This is a genomic window from Bacillus sp. VT 712 (assembly GCF_001614195.1).
GTDB lineage: Bacteria > Bacillota > Bacilli > Bacillales > Bacillaceae_H > Priestia > Priestia flexa.
The window spans coordinates 1-17,132 of sequence record NZ_LWBK01000001.1; the positions used below are offsets into that span (position 1 = coordinate 1).

Genomic DNA, 17,132 nt, shown 5'->3' on the forward strand with positions numbered 1-17,132 from the left:
CTCGTTTTAATCTGCGACCAGTCTCCGTTTTCTTTAATCACGGTGACTTTGGCATTGCGCGGCAAGTTGGTAACGATGGAAGCTGAAGTGCTAGCGGCAGAGCGAACGTTTAAAGAGCTAGCGTTCACGGTCGCTTGTTTTGAAACAACATTTGTGGGTGATGTTTTTTTCTCTATGTATTCACTTGATATCCAAGCGTCTTTGCCATTAAGTTGGATTTTTGCCCATCCTTGTTGTTCTGTTAATACATTAATTGTGTTTCCTTTATACAGCTTGCCAACGATTGCCTCACTTGTGCTTGGAATTGCCCGCACGTTTAATGATGTGGCATTAACAGTCGCTGGTTGAGCGGCTTCAGCTTCTAAATTAAAAAAAAGAGCCGAAGAGCTCAGAGCAGCAGTTGTACAAACTGCATACATCATGTGTTTATTATTCATCTTTTCCTCCTTGCATTCTACTAAATTTACTTAAAGATAAAATGGATTTCAAAGCATATATCGGCAACTTAACCAAAAATTCAAGGTAAAACTATATTTCTCTTAAGTTACCTACATTATCCATCATACTACATGTCGAACGGTGACGGTATAATGAATTTGTCCTAAACAAATGGAAGATAAAAAGGGAGAGTGCTTTAGCGTTAACTTTTAATTCATAAAAAAAAGAAGCATATATAAGGGAATATTAACAAGTAAATGGAGTATTTATTAATAATTTAGTCCACATTGCTCAGAATGAAATGGTCAATTTTCATAAAATTTTTGAAAGAGGAAATTGTATAAAAATAATTATTAGAAAATTATTTATTTTTAATTAATTTAGTGGTAAATTATAAAGAAAGCTAAAGAGAGGTGGAGATCATTGGTTGAACTTGTGAATTATGAAACAAAATGGCCGGTTCTTTATGCATTTGAAAAAGAAAAGGTAACCTCAATGCTTAAAGACTTTTCAATTGAAGTTAAGCATATTGGAAGTACAGCTATCCCTAATATGTCGGCTTCTCCAATTATCGATGTATTAATAGGTATTCAACGTTCTGAGGACTTAACGTCAGTTATTGAGATATTGCAAAATGGCCCATATGTTTATATAGAAGAAATGAATATATTTATTGCTCTAAAAGATGAGGCTTCTTTGTCGCATTATCCAAAATATATAAAGGAAAATGACTCCTACTGTGCAATACCAACTCATATTCAACACGCTCATCTGTACGTAACGGCCGTTGATTCAGCCTTTTGGGATGGCTGCTTAGCGTTTCAAGATGAACTTAAGAAAAGTGAAAGGCTACAGGAAGGGTATATAGACCTTAAAAACAAACTTGCATCTTCATACTGGAATAATTATGAGCGATATATGGAAGAAAAACAGGCTTATATTCAAGCGTATGTTTCTTCTAAAACTTTGCAATCAACAGATATAAAATAGAAAAAGCCAGCGCAAAAACGCGCTGGTTTTTTAAGCGTTACTTTGTATCTTCTAAGATAATTGTTTCAAGTTGGCTTGCAGTATTCACGGCTAAAACCGTATAATTCTTACCATTTTCTACTTTAGTACCTGGAAGTCCAAGTATTTCTTTGCCATCTTCGGTTGTTACGCTTAAATCATAAGCACCAGGAGCAAGAGTCTGGTAGTCGGATACTGTTTTGAATGCTAAATTTGTAAACAGTGGAGCGGCTCCTTTTGGTCCAACGTTAACAGCTGGAGCATCAGGTGAAAAGTGAGCAACACGAACTTTTGCTTTATCAGGCGTTCCTACCGTATTGTTGGAGATTGCTTTTAGTTCTAACATATCTACTTTGTTAATAGCAGCAATCGTGTAAGACTTTCCACCTTCTACAACAAGCGTTGCTTTTACTACGGGCTCTTTTGTTCCTTTTGTACCAGTTGCATAAACTTCTACTTCATGTGATCCAGCAGGTACTTGTAAAAAATCCGTAGTATCTTTAAATTTAACACCTTCAACAACGGGTTTTGTATCTAAGAAGATATCAACTGCAGGCGCATCTGGAGAAGCATGTACGATGCGAACATCAGCATTCTTTGCAGGAACTGCTTCGTTAGGCGCTTTTGTTTCAGAAGCAAATACAAGTGTGCGGCTTATGGCAATCAGCATAATCGCCGTAAGTATAACTAATAGTCGTTTCATGTTCTTTCACTCCTCATTTCATCTTGAGACAGTTGTATGTAAGGAAACTGTTCAACTATTAGCGTATACAAATTAAAAGCAACTATACGAAAAAATGAGACTGAGACATAAGTAGTTCAGCCTCTACTATACCTGAACGATTGAGAGTTCATAACTTTTAATCGTTCAGTTTTTTTTGTTGATTGTGAAAACAATGTTGGAAACAGGGTGGAATGGAGCGTAGGACACTCGACTCCTGCGGGAAATAGAGGAAAACGTGAGATCCCGCAGCGCAGCGAGGAAGCTCAGATTCCTCCCCGCGGAAAGCGAGTGGCCGTAGCGCAATGGAACGAATGTGTTGAGACAAACCAAAGAGATGGGAACAGCTAGTGTTCGTCTTTTAGAAGCAATCATTTTGTTATGTCCCAAACTCATTTTGTTAGGGGGCCCTTTTAGCGATAAGGGCGTAAGAAAAATGTGCGGAATAGAGCAATAACTGCAAGCAACGTAGTTAATCCCCAAGTGAAGATATAGGCTAATCCCAGCCCAATATTTGCATCTAAATAGTTATGTTTGGATTCATCGTATAGAGCATAAAGCAAAGGAGCAGAACAAACGAAAAAACTCGCAAGTAGTGCAATTCCTTTCCAAGGTTTAGGGCGTCTAATTGTCCAGAATAAGCATAAAAAAGCAACGAATAGTAAAAGAAACGTTCCCACTTGTATTACGTTTAAAATAATCATACCGCTAATCACCTTCTTAATAATTGACTATGACTATTATAGGCATAGAACTTGGAAAAAGAAAGGAAAAAGAGGCTGGGACATAAGTAATTCAGCCAATGATAAACCTGAATGATTGAGAGTTTCTCACTTTTAATCGTTTAGGTTTTTTGTTGATTGTGAAAACAATGTTGGAAACAGGGTGGAATGGAGCGTAGGATACTCGACTCCTGCGGGAAACAGAAGGAAAACTGAGATCCCGCAAGCTCAGGTTCCTCCCCGCGGAAAGCGAGTGGCCGTAGCGCAATGGAACGAACGTGTTCTGACAAACCAAAAAGATTGGAACAGCTAGTGTTCGTCTTTTAGAAGCAATCATTTTGTTATGTCCCAAACTCTTTTACATTGAACTGAAATCCATGCTTTTCTAACATGGCGCGAACCTCAGGATAATAGATCGTTTTATAAATAGAACTTACTGTTTGTGACCAGTTGCGTATCCATTAACTTGGCTGGACTCATACTTTCAAAGTGCTTTGAATTATTCGGGCTTAGAAAATGAAGTTTTTGCTTCTAAAGGAGCTACTAACACACCATCTTTAGCAAACTGAACGAACGATACAAAGTGAGCAGATTGATTATGAGCTTGAATAGAAGCCTCATCTTTCCACTGTTCAAGCATTACAAATGAATTTTTTTCAAATGCGTCTTCAAATAATTGATAGCTCACGTTTCCATCCTCTTCAGTAGAATGTTTAATTAATGTTTGAATAGCTTCTAAAAAAGCATCGCGCTTTGCAGGATTAATTTTCATATAAGCTTGAATGGTAATCATATTTATTTCCTCCTAAAATGAAAAGGTTTTTTAGTCGTATTTAAAACGTTAGTCTTATTAGTTCGAAAACCATCGAACAATGAACACTATATCACTTGAAAAGTGGCCATGCAAGCATTAAAGTTCGGAGATTATCAAACATTGAAAAGAGGTATGAGAATGTGATACCTTTTACGTATGAGAAATCCATATCAACCATCCAAATCTGAAATTCGTTTAACGTCTATCTTACATGCTTTGAGTGATCCAAATCGCTTGCGTATTGTACAATGTTTAGGGAAAAGAAAGGAGAGTCACTGTTCTTATTATCAGACGCTTAATGTATCAAAATCAACGCTATCCCACCATTTTAAGGTACTGCGCGAAGCAGGAGTTATCAAGGTTAGAATTGAAGGAACACAGCACTTTTACTCACTGCGAATAGAAGATCTAGAGGAGCTATTTCCAGGTTTGCTCTCAGCAGTAGTTAACGTTAACGAAGAGTTACTATAAAAGAGGCTGGGACATAAGTAATTCAGCCGATGATAAACCTGAACGATTGAGAGTTCATAACTTTTAATCGTTCAGGTTTTTTGGTTGATTGTGAAAACAATGTTGGAAACAGGGTGGAATGGAGCGTAGGACACTCGACTCCTGCGGGAAAGAGAGGGAAAACTGAGATCCCGCAGCGCAGCGAGGAAGCTCAGGTTCCTCCCCGCGGAAAGCGAGTGGCCGTAGCGCAATGGAACGAACGTGTGGAGACAAACCAAAGAGATGGGAACAGCTAGTGTTCGTCTCTTAGAAGCAATCATTTTGTTATGTCCCAAACTCTTCTTAATGAATGAAGCACTTAGACCTCAAAATAGAGGTGAATATGCAAGTTACATCCTGGATTGAAAGCAGCTTGGCAGTGTGGGCATCGTGATTTACAAGATAAGTACTCAGTAACGCTTAGCTCATTATGACATGCACCACAGAGGATAGCTTTTGTATTAAACAGCTTTTGAGGCCAAACTTTAGCTGAGTGATCTGCTGTTTCTTCATGACAGCGATGGCAAGGATAGTAGTCTTCACAGCAATAAAATTTTATTGAAATAATATCTTTAGCGGAATGATAATGAACGCAACGCGTTTCTTGGTCGATTGTTTTTCCTTTAACGTTCTTAATGAGAATCACATCCTTTTTGAAAGCTAAACATGATAATTGTATCATGAAATTGAGCATCGTTTGGATTTTAAACAGTATATATACATAGAAGGTGTTATAATAAATGCGTTAAGCCTTTATCATTTATATAAAGGCAAAGGAAAAGAATCTTTCAATGAATAGAAAATTAAAAATGCGTGAAATGCAGTGTAAAGAGAGGAAATAAGATGAGTAAGAACGTAATTGTATTTACTGGCGGGGGAACAGCTGGCCACGTTACTCCCAATATTGCTATTATGAAAGAGTTAGATCAAGAGAAGTGGGATATTCACTATGTAGGCTCTCATAATGGGATTGAAAAAGAATTAATTACAAACTTAGATATTCCGTATTATGCGATTTCGAGTGGGAAACTTCGTCGATACGTGGATATGGAAAATGTAAAAGACGTCTTTCGAGTAGTTAAAGGTGTAGGAGACGCAAGGCGAGTGTTAAAAAAGCTTAAACCTTCGCTTGTGTTTTCTAAAGGTGGATTTGTAACGGTACCTGTCATTATGGCAGCGAAGTCGCTTAATATTCCAGTATTTATTCATGAGAGTGATTTAACTCCGGGACTGGCAAATAAAATCGCTCAGCGTTTTGCAACAAAAATTTTCACATCATTTGACGAAGCAGCTGCTTATTTTCCGAAAGAAAAAGTGCAGGTTGTGGGTTCGCCGATTCGTCGAGAATTATTTCACGGAAAAGCAAACAACGGTCAAAGCTGGCTCCGCTTTTATGATAAAAAGCCAATTCTTACAATCATGGGTGGAAGCTTAGGTGCGCGAAAAATTAATGAAGTTGTTCGTGAATCGCTTCCAGAACTTCAAAGAAAGTTCCAAATTGTACACCTGTGTGGAAAAGGCAACGTTGATGAGAGCTTAGTGAACTTGCCGAGCTATCGCCAGTTAGAGTACGTGAACGAAGAGCTACCTGACGTGTTAGCAGCGACTGATTACGTCATTACGCGCGGAGGATCTAATGCTATTTTCGAATTTTTAGCTCTTCATAAGCCAATGATGATTATTCCTTTATCTAAAGCGCAAAGCAGAGGAGATCAAATCCTGAATGCAAAAGCCTTTCAAAAGAAAGGTTACTGTACCGTTTTAGAAGAAGAGCAGATTACAAAAGAAACATTTTTACAAGAATTAGAGCTTCTTCAAAAACAAGCAAGTGAAATGAAGCGTACAATGCGTGAAGCGACAAAAACAGACGCTATTTCTGTGTTAGTGAAAGAGATAAATCAAATTTAAAGCATGTAATTTAAGTACCAAAAAAATCAGCTGCTATAATAAGGAGCTGATTTTTTTTATGGGAAAGTTGATGAGTTTACTTTACAACAATCGTTTCTTTTTGCTTTTTGCCTTCTTTTTCCCATGTTACTTCAATCATGGCAAACGTAATGTCTTCTGTTACTTGGCTGCTGTCTTTTACGTCATAAGCTTTAAGGTTATTACTTAATACCGTATCAACAGAAAGAAGCTGTTCGGCATTTTCTTTTTGAATAGGTTGCACGGTGGTATAGCTTTTAACTTCGCCTTCTTCTTTTAGAAATTCTACTTTGCCACGCCAATGTGCTGTTTTTCCTGCTAACGTTTTAATGGGTTTATCTATTCTCTTAGCGGTAGATTTGTGATCATTGGCATGAATAAAGGACAAGATATTATCGCGCATTAACGTCATGGAATAGTTATGATAAAAATCTTTATCAATTTCCCCTTTTTGAAGAGCCCGATCAAGCTGAGAAAATTGCTTATCCGCTAAAAATAAAAGAAGTTCCTGCTCATTAATATTTCGTTTTTCGGCCATTTGAGCAATCGTCGTGCCACTTTTCCATTCTTTTTTAAATTCTTTACTATTTATATGTAAAAACTCTCTTAACTCGGTATAGTTATAGCGATACTGAAAGCGTGGTTCTTCAGCAGCCCATGAGGTAGAGGTACAGGTGAAAAACAGCATTAATGTTGTTAAGAGAAGGATGATTTTTCTCATGTCGATTACTCCTTTCATCTGATTGTTTGTTATTGGTTAGCTTTTAACAGATAGAGTAAATTATGCATTATTCTTTACTTATCACCTCATTAGGCAATATGATGAAGTATGATAAAAAAATGACAATTTGATAAAGAATATGTAAAAGCTAGTCTCTATTAGCTTCATGATGATATAATAAGAGGGGTAAAGACGTAACTTGCGTAATGGAAACCTCTAATGTTAAATTAGGGGTTATTTTTTTACTATGTAAGTTAGTCTTTCTACTATGTAATGAGAATAAATGTGTAAAGAAGAAAATAATAAAACAAATGAATGTTTCAATAAAGGAGTTCAAAACATGGCTACTGAAAAGACGACAAGTGATCAGCTGAGAAGTCTGTTTAAGTCCTTAGTCTGCATAATTGCACTTATATATATTATTCGTACTTTTATATTTGGCCCATATATAGTCCAAGGAGCTTCGATGAACCCGACGCTAGAAAATGGGGAACGATTGTTTGTTAACAAATTGTCTTACGCTATCCATGATTTGCAACGTGGAGATATTATCATTGTTGATGGAAACGGAGAAGCTAAGCATTATGTAAAACGAGTAGTTGGGTTACCTGGAGAGAAAATTGAAATGAAAGATGATGAACTATATATTAATGATAAGAAAGTAAAAGAACCGTATTTAGAGCGTAATTTACAAGCGGCTCGATACTTACAAATGCAGTTAACCGGAGATTTTGGCCCGATTAAGGTCCCTTCAGACTCAATATTTGTAATGGGTGATAATCGATTATATAGCAAAGATAGTCGAAATGGATTAGGGAATGTTAACATCAATGATGTAGTAGGAAAGGCAGAATTTGTTTTCTACCCCATTCAGGACGTAAGGAACGTTTACTAAATAACGTTCCTTTTTTATGTGATAAATCGTCATAAAGGATTGAAATAAAAGCCAAGCTAAAAGAAAAAAGGGTGTGAAACCTTTGAACGCCTCATATGAAAAATTATTTAAACATTTTAAATTTGTCCACGGAATGGAAATGAAAAATCGCCTTGTTATGGGGCCTTTATTTACGCAGAGTTCTCATGAAAATGGAGAGTTGTCTGATAAAGATATGGCTTTTTATCGAGAGCGAATCAAGGATGTTAGCATGGTGATAGTAGGCCCCGCTTATATAGAAGAAGGCGGAAAGACAATGGATGGTCAATTAGGGATTCATAGAGATTATGTAGCAAGAAAACTCCATGAATTTACAGCCATGGCAAAAAGAATGAAGGTTAAAACGATTTTACGCATCTCTCATGGTGGAGCTTTGTCAGCTGAGTATTTAAAAGTTGGGGACAAAGCAGTTGCTCCTAGCAGGGTGGCGGTTCGTAGAAAAGGAAAAAAACCAAAAGAACTGAATGAACCTCAAATAGATCATACGTTACACGCATTTGCTCGTGCAACCGAGCGTGCTATTCAAGCTGGCTTTGATGGGGTTGAAATTGAAGGAGGAAGCGGGCATCTTTTACAGCAGTTTACTTCAAAGCAAGCAAATCATCGTAAAGATACTTTTGGAGGAACAGCTGAAAATCGCCTATCTTTTTCAATTCAAGTTATTCGCACGGTCTCCAAAGTTATTAAAAATACTACTAATAGACCCTTTTTACTTGGTTATGCGATGACTCCGGAGGAAAAGGGATATGGAGGCAATAAGGTAGATGATACCATGGTATGGATTGATCAGTTAATTGAAGAAAAAGTTGACTATGTTCATTTAGAAGTCAAATCTTTTCATGCTAAAACAACGCCTCATAAAGAGGGTGAGGCTGAGGTTGTGCCAGCGATTATTAAACGTGTAAATCAGCGCATTCCCATTATTAGCGGAGGAAATTTATTTACACCTTTACAAGTGGAGGAGGCAATTAGAGGAAAGTTATCAATGGTAACGATTCAACAAGCTTTAAATCTAGATCCTTACTGGGTGGAAAAAGTAAGAAGAAGCGAAGAGCCATTCTATGGAAAGATTCCTGAATTAGAAGAAGTTGAAGCTTATCAAAAATTAGATAGTAATGAGGTTGAAGATTTATTGGAGGAACTTTAAAAAAGAGAAATCATTATTTATGATTTTCAAAAAACATAGTTGACTTCTAGGAATAGTTTGAATTAAAATGAAACCATCTCATAAAAGCTGAATATACTGTAGCTAGCAATGAGTGGGCTGATCGGAAAAACCGAAGGCTTCTAACAATAGGTTAGGAGTCTTTTTTTGTTACCCAAATACAAAAAGGACTTTAACTATAAAAGAAAACAATTTATCATCATGAAAGGGTAAGGAAATAAAAAAATGAAAAAACTACTTACGTTTGCAATTATCGGATTTTTCGCTCAATTAATTGATGGATCGTTAGGAATGGCTTACGGAGTTACATCAACCACGCTATTACTCACATTTGGAATTGCACCTGCTGTTGCATCTGCATCCGTTCATTTAGCGGAGGTCGTAACGACTGCTGCATCAGGAGCTTCCCATATTAGATTTGGAAATGTTGATAAGACAACCGTATTACGCTTAGTAATTCCAGGGTCAATTGGAGCGTTTGTTGGAGCGTGTTTTTTAAGTAACATACCAGGTGATATGGTAAAGCCTTATATCTCTACATTTTTACTGCTATTAGGGGTTTACGTTTTAATTCGGTTTTTATTTATTTTTAAAGTGAGTGAGGAAAGGGAAGCAAAGCCATTATCTGCAAAACAATCAATTCCTTTGGGGTTAATAGCGGGATTCGCTGATGCTACGGGGGGAGGAGGATGGGGACCAATTGCTACCCCAGTTTTATTAACAAAACGTGGATTGAGTGCTCGTAAAGTTATTGGTACAGTAGACACGAGTGAGTTTGCTATTGCGGTTTCAGCTACTTTAGGATTCTTAATTTCGCTTGGTTGGGAACAAGTGAACTGGATGTGGGTAGCTGCTTTAATGATTGGTGGAATTATTGCAGCGCCAATCGCAGCTTGGCTTGTACGAATTATTCCAGCCCATTTATTAGGGGCGTTGGTAGGTGGCTTTATTATTTTGACTAATGCACGAACTCTTTTAATGTCTAGCTCTGTTTCTACTCCTATGCAAACAGCTATCTATGCGTTTATTTTAATTGTTTGGGCTGCTTCCATCACGTTAGCGTTAAGAAGAGGTCAAAAAGAAAAAAAGAAGCGGGAAACCTTGCAAATAAAGTGGTAAATAATTAAAGAGTGAGGCTGGGACATAAGTAATTCAGCCAATGATAAACCTAAACGGTTGAGGGCTCCTCACTTTTAATCGTTCAGGTTTTTTGTTGATTGTGAAAAAGATTTTGGAAACAGGGTGGAATGGAGCGTAAGACACTTAGCTCCTGCGGGAAAGAGAGGGAAAACTGAGATCCCGCAGCGCAATCGAACAAACGTATTCTGACAACGTAAAGAGATGAGAAAAGGAGTTGTTCTTCTTTTTGAAAACTTGTTTTGTTATGTCCCACCTTCATGTATATATTGCCTTATAAAAGAAAGGAGCTATTGATATGCCGTTTAGCTATGTAGAATCGTTATCTTGTCCAAAATGTCAAAAGAAATATGATGCATCTAAAGCTAGAGGGGCAGCGACCTTTGCTGCGGTGAGACAACTAAAAGCGAGTGGGTGGCTAAAAGGAACGGAGCACATAGTTTGCTTAAATACAGGACAAGGAATTAAATACCCAGAGAGCGTAGAAGAACATGTAGAAGTTTTACAACCTAGTGATCGAATTTCATTTATCAGATAATGCTTAATTTAGTAGTGCTATGGTACAATAAGGATAAAAATGACCGAATGAAGATTATATAATCTTCATTGGAATATAAAGGTGTGAAAGAAGTTTGTGGTTTATTTTATTCTAGTTCTTGTAGCAGCAATCGAAATTATTGTTTTAGGAATTAATCGATCCGTATTTGCCAATATCCCATTGGTAGAATTTTATATTGTCCCGCTTATAGCTGTAATAGCAGCTGCTATTTTATTATCAAAGCGACCGAACCGAATGATGCGAGTAGCTCGACAAGGGTTCTTTACAGCAGCCATTATTGTGTTAGTATTTGTCCCAGTTATTTATACAAACAACCTTCCATTATATAGTTACGAAGAGGCAAAAGATATACTCGCCCAGCGAGAACAGCTTCTTCTATCTCAATTTATGGAAGGTGATAAAGTGTATGAAGCAAATGGTCCTCAGAATTCTCAAAAGAGACAATATTTACTTACAGTTGCGCGTGGAGAGCAAGTGTTAAAGTATGCTTTTGACCCTTTTAGCGGAGGTTTTGAACTAATATCGAGAGGTAGCAAAGAGTAAAAGGGGCTGGGGCATAAGTGTTTCAGTCAATGATTTGAGGCTGGGACATAAGTAATTCAGCCAATGATAAACCTGAACGATTGAGAGTTTCTCACTTTTAATCGTTCAGGTTTTTTGTTCGTTGTGAAAACAATGTTAGAACAGTCATGATTCGTCTGTGAAAAGGAACCATGTAGTTACGTCCGAGTTTCTTTTTTGTAAGTTACATGTACTAGTTTGACAAAATTCTTAACGAGATTTTGTATAGATTGAGAGAGGGCTTCTTATCGCAATAGTAAGTTTTGTACTTTTTTTTATTACAGAATTTGTTATTATTAGGTAGGTGCTGTAGGTTATTAAGTTATTACATTATTAGTACAAGGCTCATATGAAATGATCATATTAAAATCAATGATATCTAGTCGATTCAGACAGCTGAATCGATTTTTTTGAGAAAATATTGTTAAAAATTTGAAACTTTCATGTTTGCGTCGCGTATATAATGGTGTAATGTCACACAATCGTCACAAACGGAGGTGAAAAAAGATGGAGAGTTTGTTGGAATACCGTCTATTGAAATTAAATGAAACATATACTTCTATTTATCATTATGAGTCTATTGAACTAGAACAAGTGCTTGCTCGGAGGGAATGTGAATTTTTCGTAAAAGAAGGTGTTACCTATAAGCAGCGTTCGTCTGCTTTTGAAGATGATATTCATGTAATCTACGTTGATGAATATGAGCATGCTCCTAAAGAGGAGAAGGAAAGTGATAGCGAATATTTAACGCTTGAAATTCGAGAACTGAATTCGTATCGTAATCACCCGTTGCTTACAATCAAGTCCCTCTCCAATCACCTTGAAGTGCTCTCATATTTAGGCACTGTTTATAGTTATTTCAACGGTCGAGAATGGGAGCGGGACTCAGCAGAAATTGATGAAGACCGAAAAGTATATGTACTATATGTCACCGAAACAGGAGTTAAGTATTGAGGAGGAAGAAAGATGTCAAAAACAAAAAAAATGATGGCTGGCGTTTTAACCACTGTAATGGTTACTTCACTCGTTGGCTGCGGGTCGAATCGCCCTCCTGAACCGGATGATGACAGCTGTAGAGACTGGGATTGGGATGAAGATACTCAAACATATTATTGTGATAGCTCATCAAGTACAACTGGTGGAGGCCACTACTATCATAATGGAAAAACATATAGCTCTAAAAAATCCTTAACAAGTGACTCATCCTATAAATCTTATAAATCTGGAATTGGATCAGGGACTAAAGGTGGTTTTGGGGGATAAACATGACCGATATACGCAAACAATTCTATGAAAATATCGACTCGTTTTGGCATGATTTATACGATGAAGAGTACGCTTTATACGATATAAAAGTCGAAAAGGCAGAAAAAATTAAGCAGGTTAAAACCGCTGCAGATCGAGTGGGGCATGTATTTTTTAAAACAGCTCATCTTTTACGAGCGCTTGACGACGAAACGTTGCAATCATTAGGATTTCCAAAAGAAGTTTTACCTTATATTCGGCTTCAGACCATGGAGGTAGAAACTGTGATTTCTCGAATTGATTTCATCGTTAACGAATCTGGTATCAAAGTGATGGAGTTAAATGCGGACACTCCTACCTTCATTAAAGAATTATTCCACGTGAATCGTCGTGTTTGCAAGCAGTTTGGTTTACATGATCCTAATCAAAAAGAAGAAGAACATTTATCTCGTGTATTAAAAGAAGCCATTTTCAAAGCTTATGAAAAGCTTGGGAAGACGACGTATCCGCATATTGTTTTTTCATCCCATGGTGACCATGAAGAAGACAAATGGACAACAATGTATTTAATGGAACAAGCCAATGTAAAAGCAAGGTATGAACCGTTAGATAAGCTTAGAATTGTAGATAAGCCAATACATGAACAAGGAGAGCTTATTTTAGAGTCAGGACTATATGATACGACCGGGCAGAAAATTGACGTTCTTTATCGACAAACGTATCCCATTGAACACTTAGTGAACGATAGAGATCCAGTTACAGATGAAGGCGTTGGTGAGATGCTTTTAAAGCTTGTCAAAGATAAACAACTCGCAATTATCAATCCGCCATCTGCTTTTTTATTGCAATCAAAAGCAATTCAAGTTGTGATTTGGGGCCTGTATGAGCAGAAGCATCCGTTTTTTACAAAAGAAGAGCATGAATGGATTTATACTTATTTCTTACCTACATATTTAGAAGAAGATGTTTTTATAAAAAGTCAAAAGCCTTATGTAAAAAAGCCTTCGTTTGGTCGAGAAGGTGATACGGTTGAAATATATGAAGGTTCAGGTAAAAAAGTGGCTGAGGACGCACAAAAAACGTATGAAGATGAAGTGCCTGTTTATCAACAATTCTTAGAACTTGACATAGCAGAAATTGTCACAGAGAAAGGAAAACAAACAGCCCATATTATGTATGGTTGCTTTTTACTAAATGGAAGGCCGAGTGCAGTTGGTATTCGAGCGGGAAATCAAATTACTGATAATGCATCTTATTATTTGCCAATTGGATTAAAAAATGAAAGTGAGGATGAAAAAAATGGCGTTGACTGAATGGATTGAATGGGGAAGTATTGGTAGCTTTCTAGCTCACGTAGTTGTAGGTTTACTTTTGTTATTTCTTGGAATTATCGTATTTGAATTAACAACAAAGTTTAATGACCGTGAACTTATTCGAAAAGGAAACCTTGCCGTGGCACTTAAGTTATGGGGAAAAGGAATTGGTCTTGCAATTGTTATTTACACGGTTTGGAGCAATAGCTTTAACTTAGTTGATGCAGCTGTTTGGGGCATAGTGGGAATTGTAACACAGGTGATTGCTTATTGGATTATTGAATACGTTATGACACCTAAAACAAACTTGGCAAAGAAAGTTGAAGAAGGTAATATTGCCGTTGGTTTTACGCTGTTTGCTGCTGCGATTGCTGTTGGCTTTATTGTTGCGGGAAGCTTAACTTATTAACGTTAGCTGAAATGTTAAAGAATGAACGATAGACAAAAGGCGATTCCTTGATTAAGGGGAATCGCTTTTTGGTACTTTGGATTGCTCAGCATCAAGAAGCTCTTTTGTACGAGCTCGATCGGCTTGAACAATTCGTTGCTGCATATAAAAAGGAATCACAAACAGCAAAATAAATAAAAACAAATAGCCCATGTGCTTTCCTCCACAATTAAAAGTCTTACTTTTATTATGTGAAAAAATAATAAAAATAATTCTCTGTAGAAATTATCATTCAGCATATATTTTTCTCGTGTTCGTTCGCATAGTTTTATATTCAAAACAAACACTAAATACAGCCTTTTATACTGAATAAATTAAAGAGGGTGAATGAATGAAAAAGAGATTTTTGTTGTTAAGCTTTACAATTATGCTATTAATAAGTTGCAGTCGTTCAAATGAAACAGCTAGGCCAAGCCTCTATTTAATTCCCGATGGATATAGAGGTTGGGTGGCGGTTGAATATGATAAAGATAACGGGCAACCTACGGAAATGGAAGGGGAATATACAGTTTTTCATATTGACCAAAACGGCAGAAGTCGAACAAAAACGTTACTGACGCATGAAGGATGGGCTACGAATAAATATTACTATGTAAGCGACGGTGGCGATAGAAAAGAGTTAAAACCAGGAAAAATGATTCATGGCGCAACGGAAGGGACAGAAAATACCAATCATACAATTGAGTTTTTCTTTGTAGGAAGCGCAGATGAATTTGACAAAGCAGGTGATTACAGAAGGGAATATAAATCAAACTAAAAAAGTAGTCAGCTATGAGTGCTGGCTACTTTTCGGAATGAAAAACACTAAATTTGAGCTGTTCAATTTTAGCTAGCGCTTCTTTTTGATCTTCGCTGCTTGTAACCCAGCTAGGAACATAAACATGGAACAAATCGGGCTCGGGAATATGCCTTGGGTGGCCGACTTTAACATAGGATTCAATGTATTGTAAGTGTTCTAAATTATATGCCCATAGCAAATGATTTGGACAAGATGTTTTTAAATACAAAGGCAAGTTGAAAAAGGGATCGAATCCTTCTTTAAATTCAAAAGAAATTTCCATTTTATGTGAAGCACTATCATCATAACCGCAGTTTGAGCATTCACACTGATGTAACCCATTGATATGGCTAACTGAAGTTATACGAGCACAAAGTTGACAGCTTGGACATTGAACTAAAATAAAATCATGAAACTTATATAAGCATTCTTTTTTGTTTTCTTGTTGATTTGTCATCATTTGTACCTCAAATTGTAAAGCTTTTAGAAAAAGTAAAGAGTATTTTTACTTTAAACGTTTACTCTCTATATTATTCATACCATAGCTTTTACAGGAAAACAATAAAAAACCTTTTCGGAACCAAAGTTGTGTGATATAGTATGACAAATCAGAAAAAATATAGAGAATGGTGAGATGAGATGAGTCAACAGGAACAATGGACATCAAAAATTGGCTTTATTTTAGCTTCGGCTGGTTCCGCTATCGGAATTGGAGCTATTTGGAAGCTTCCTTATGTAGCAGGTACAAGTGGGGGAGGAGCGTTCTTTCTTCTATTTATTCTGTTTACAGCTATTATCGGTCTTCCTTTACTACTAGCAGAGTTCGTATTAGGACGTAATACGCAAAAAGAAGCAATTCGTGCTTATGACGCTGTAGCGCCCAAATCCATCTGGAAAGGAATTGGCTACCTAGGCGTAATTACGTGCTTTATTTTGTTATCATTTTATAGTGTAGTTGGCGGCTGGATTTTACAATACTTATTTGCCAGCGTGACAGGTGGACTCAGTGGAGTGAAAGACTATAGTACATTGTTTGGTAACACAATTGCTAATCCAACAAGCGCTGTAATTGCACAGTTTGTATTTTTACTCCTGACAATTATCGTAGTATCTCGAGGGATTCAAAACGGAATTGAAAAAGCAAACAATATTTTAATGCCTGCATTATTTGTACTTTTTATTGCTATTATTATTCGATCTTTAACATTAGATGGCGCAATGGAAGGCGTCAAGTTTTTTCTTTATCCAGATTTTACAAACTTAACGTCTGAAGCTATTTTATTTGCGATGGGTCAGGCATTCTTTTCATTAAGTGTGGGTGTTTCCGTAATGGTAACGTATAGCTCATATTTAACGAAGCAACAGAACTTGCCGAAATCTGCAGTGTCTATTGCTGGTTTAAACATTGTCATATCTCTATTAGCTGGCCTTGCAATTTTTCCAGCAGTTTTTTCAATGGGAGGAGAGCCTGCAGAAGGACCTGGGCTGTTATTTGTAGTTTTACCTACAATTTTTGAACAACTTCCTTTTGGACTAGTATTCCAAACATTGTTTTTAGCGCTATTTTTATTTGCAACATTGACATCTGCTTTTTCTATGCTTGAGATTATTGTGGCGTCATTAGCAAAAGGGAAATCTGGTAAACGTATTAAGTTGTCATGGATATCTGGAGTATTAATTTTTATTGTTGGTATTCCTTCAGCACTATCGTTTGGACCGCTAGCAGACGTAATGATTTTTGGTAAATCAATTTTTGATGCTGCCGATTTTTTAGTAAGTAATATTTTAATGCCGTTAGGTTGTTTGCTCTTAGCTTTATTTGTACCATGGAAAATGAAAAAAGCTGTCTTAATTGAAGAGTTTCAACAAGGTTCTAACAATGTGAAAAAGTGGTTTGCGCTTTGGTTACTAGTCATTCGCTATGTAGCTCCCGTATTAATCATCATTGTATTTGTAAATATGTTAGGCTTTCTTTGATAAGTTGCGAGAGAACGCTGTTTTGACGGCGTTCTTTTTGCTATGAGTAAAAGGGGGGACACGCAGGTGGTTAATTTCTTATATGAGATGTTTGTTGGTGTCGGAGTATTTGTTTTGCTGTTTGTTTTATTAATAATTGCTAGAGTTGTGGGGAGTAGAAAGAAGTAGATGGTAAC

At 36.8% G+C, this 17,132-nt stretch carries 22 protein-coding genes; 14 read left to right on the forward strand and 8 right to left on the reverse strand.

Translation table 11 applies throughout. The annotated features are described in order from the left end of the window. Positions 1 to 437: SH3 domain-containing protein (locus A2U94_RS00005; RefSeq protein ID WP_156482204.1), on the reverse strand; the 437-nt coding region annotated here is incomplete at its 3' end. Positions 438 to 861: 424 nt separating this feature from the next. On the opposite strand from A2U94_RS00005, the gene A2U94_RS00010 reads away from it, so the two are divergent. After that, complete coding sequence (locus tag A2U94_RS00010) at positions 862 to 1,428, forward strand: GrpB family protein (RefSeq protein WP_025911285.1); 567 nt, start codon at positions 862 to 864, stop codon at positions 1,426 to 1,428. Positions 1,429 to 1,465: 37 nt separating this feature from the next. Here the strand turns inward: A2U94_RS00010 and A2U94_RS00015 are convergent, their stop codons facing one another. The 3 genes from A2U94_RS00015 to A2U94_RS00025 form a co-directional block, all read right to left on the reverse strand. Beyond that, positions 1,466 to 2,149, reverse strand: coding sequence for a DUF4397 domain-containing protein (locus tag A2U94_RS00015; RefSeq protein ID WP_025911287.1), 684 nt, complete (start codon positions 2,147 to 2,149; stop codon positions 1,466 to 1,468). Between the two features lie 431 nt (positions 2,150 to 2,580). Next, a complete protein-coding gene (locus tag A2U94_RS00020) occupies positions 2,581 to 2,871 on the reverse strand; it encodes a hypothetical protein (protein WP_025911288.1) in 291 nt (96 codons plus the stop codon). 517 nt (positions 2,872 to 3,388) lie between these two features. Then, positions 3,389 to 3,682, reverse strand: a complete 294-nt coding sequence (locus tag A2U94_RS00025) for a putative quinol monooxygenase (protein ID WP_025911289.1) — start codon at positions 3,680 to 3,682, stop codon at positions 3,389 to 3,391. Between the two features lie 177 nt (positions 3,683 to 3,859). On the opposite strand from A2U94_RS00025, the gene A2U94_RS00030 reads away from it, so the two are divergent. Further along, positions 3,860 to 4,174, forward strand: coding sequence for an ArsR/SmtB family transcription factor (locus A2U94_RS00030; RefSeq protein ID WP_025911292.1), 315 nt, complete (start codon positions 3,860 to 3,862; stop codon positions 4,172 to 4,174). A 337-nt stretch (positions 4,175 to 4,511) separates the two neighbouring features. Here the strand turns inward: A2U94_RS00030 and A2U94_RS20480 are convergent, their stop codons facing one another. After that, positions 4,512 to 4,874 (reverse strand): CHY zinc finger protein, encoded by a 363-nt coding sequence (locus A2U94_RS20480; protein WP_076512423.1) that lies wholly within the window; start codon positions 4,872 to 4,874, stop codon positions 4,512 to 4,514. Between the two features lie 161 nt (positions 4,875 to 5,035). Between A2U94_RS20480 and murG the strand changes: the two genes are divergently transcribed. After that, a complete protein-coding gene (gene murG, locus A2U94_RS00035; protein WP_025911295.1) occupies positions 5,036 to 6,100 on the forward strand; it encodes an undecaprenyldiphospho-muramoylpentapeptide beta-N-acetylglucosaminyltransferase in 1,065 nt (354 codons plus the stop codon). Positions 6,101 to 6,176: 76 nt separating this feature from the next. On the opposite strand, the gene A2U94_RS00040 is transcribed toward murG, so the two are convergent. Next, complete coding sequence (locus A2U94_RS00040) at positions 6,177 to 6,839, reverse strand: hypothetical protein (RefSeq protein ID WP_025911297.1); 663 nt, start codon at positions 6,837 to 6,839, stop codon at positions 6,177 to 6,179. Positions 6,840 to 7,179: 340 nt separating this feature from the next. Between A2U94_RS00040 and lepB the strand changes: the two genes are divergently transcribed. From lepB to A2U94_RS00085, 9 genes are all read left to right on the forward strand, one after another. Continuing rightward, the gene (gene lepB, locus A2U94_RS00045) at positions 7,180 to 7,734 is read left to right on the forward strand and encodes a signal peptidase I (RefSeq protein ID WP_035321281.1); all 555 of its coding nucleotides are present in this window, start codon (positions 7,180 to 7,182) and stop codon (positions 7,732 to 7,734) included. A gap of 82 nt (positions 7,735 to 7,816) precedes the next feature. Then, the gene (locus tag A2U94_RS00050) at positions 7,817 to 8,920 is read left to right on the forward strand and encodes an oxidoreductase (RefSeq protein WP_025911301.1); all 1,104 of its coding nucleotides are present in this window, start codon (positions 7,817 to 7,819) and stop codon (positions 8,918 to 8,920) included. A 243-nt stretch (positions 8,921 to 9,163) separates the two neighbouring features. Further along, the gene (locus tag A2U94_RS00055) at positions 9,164 to 10,057 is read left to right on the forward strand and encodes a sulfite exporter TauE/SafE family protein (RefSeq protein ID WP_025911303.1); all 894 of its coding nucleotides are present in this window, start codon (positions 9,164 to 9,166) and stop codon (positions 10,055 to 10,057) included. A gap of 316 nt (positions 10,058 to 10,373) precedes the next feature. Further along, positions 10,374 to 10,613, forward strand: a complete 240-nt coding sequence (locus A2U94_RS00060) for a hypothetical protein (RefSeq protein ID WP_025911304.1) — start codon at positions 10,374 to 10,376, stop codon at positions 10,611 to 10,613. A 96-nt stretch (positions 10,614 to 10,709) separates the two neighbouring features. Beyond that, positions 10,710 to 11,177 carry a hypothetical protein gene (locus A2U94_RS00065; protein WP_025911306.1) on the forward strand — a complete coding sequence of 156 codons (468 nt, stop codon included), beginning with the start codon at positions 10,710 to 10,712 and terminating at the stop codon, positions 11,175 to 11,177. Between the two features lie 525 nt (positions 11,178 to 11,702). Further along, positions 11,703 to 12,149, forward strand: coding sequence for a hypothetical protein (locus A2U94_RS00070; RefSeq protein WP_035321291.1), 447 nt, complete (start codon positions 11,703 to 11,705; stop codon positions 12,147 to 12,149). 12 nt (positions 12,150 to 12,161) lie between these two features. Then, on the forward strand, positions 12,162 to 12,458 hold the full coding sequence (locus A2U94_RS00075; RefSeq protein WP_025911357.1) for a hypothetical protein: 297 nt from the start codon (positions 12,162 to 12,164) through the stop codon (positions 12,456 to 12,458). Between the two features lie 2 nt (positions 12,459 to 12,460). Continuing rightward, positions 12,461 to 13,753, forward strand: a complete 1,293-nt coding sequence (locus A2U94_RS00080; RefSeq protein WP_035321296.1) for a glutathionylspermidine synthase family protein — start codon at positions 12,461 to 12,463, stop codon at positions 13,751 to 13,753. After that, entirely contained in the window at positions 13,746 to 14,162 is a 417-nt protein-coding gene (locus A2U94_RS00085; RefSeq protein ID WP_081801912.1) for a DUF350 domain-containing protein, read from the forward strand. The genes A2U94_RS00080 and A2U94_RS00085 overlap by 8 nt, the downstream gene beginning before the upstream one ends. 51 nt (positions 14,163 to 14,213) lie before the next feature. Here the strand turns inward: A2U94_RS00085 and A2U94_RS21410 are convergent, their stop codons facing one another. After that, on the reverse strand, positions 14,214 to 14,354 hold the full coding sequence (locus A2U94_RS21410) for a hypothetical protein (protein WP_175384183.1): 141 nt from the start codon (positions 14,352 to 14,354) through the stop codon (positions 14,214 to 14,216). Between the two features lie 178 nt (positions 14,355 to 14,532). Between A2U94_RS21410 and A2U94_RS00090 the strand changes: the two genes are divergently transcribed. Then, positions 14,533 to 14,958 carry a DUF6843 domain-containing protein gene (locus A2U94_RS00090; protein WP_025911312.1) on the forward strand — a complete coding sequence of 142 codons (426 nt, stop codon included), beginning with the start codon at positions 14,533 to 14,535 and terminating at the stop codon, positions 14,956 to 14,958. A gap of 25 nt (positions 14,959 to 14,983) precedes the next feature. Here the strand turns inward: A2U94_RS00090 and A2U94_RS00095 are convergent, their stop codons facing one another. After that, complete coding sequence (locus A2U94_RS00095) at positions 14,984 to 15,439, reverse strand: hypothetical protein (protein ID WP_142925390.1); 456 nt, start codon at positions 15,437 to 15,439, stop codon at positions 14,984 to 14,986. Positions 15,440 to 15,618: 179 nt separating this feature from the next. Here A2U94_RS00095 and A2U94_RS00100 point away from each other — a divergent pair, with 179 nt between their 5' ends. Continuing rightward, the gene (locus A2U94_RS00100) at positions 15,619 to 16,956 is read left to right on the forward strand and encodes a sodium-dependent transporter (protein ID WP_025911316.1); all 1,338 of its coding nucleotides are present in this window, start codon (positions 15,619 to 15,621) and stop codon (positions 16,954 to 16,956) included. The last annotated feature ends 176 nt before the right edge of the window (positions 16,957 to 17,132 follow it).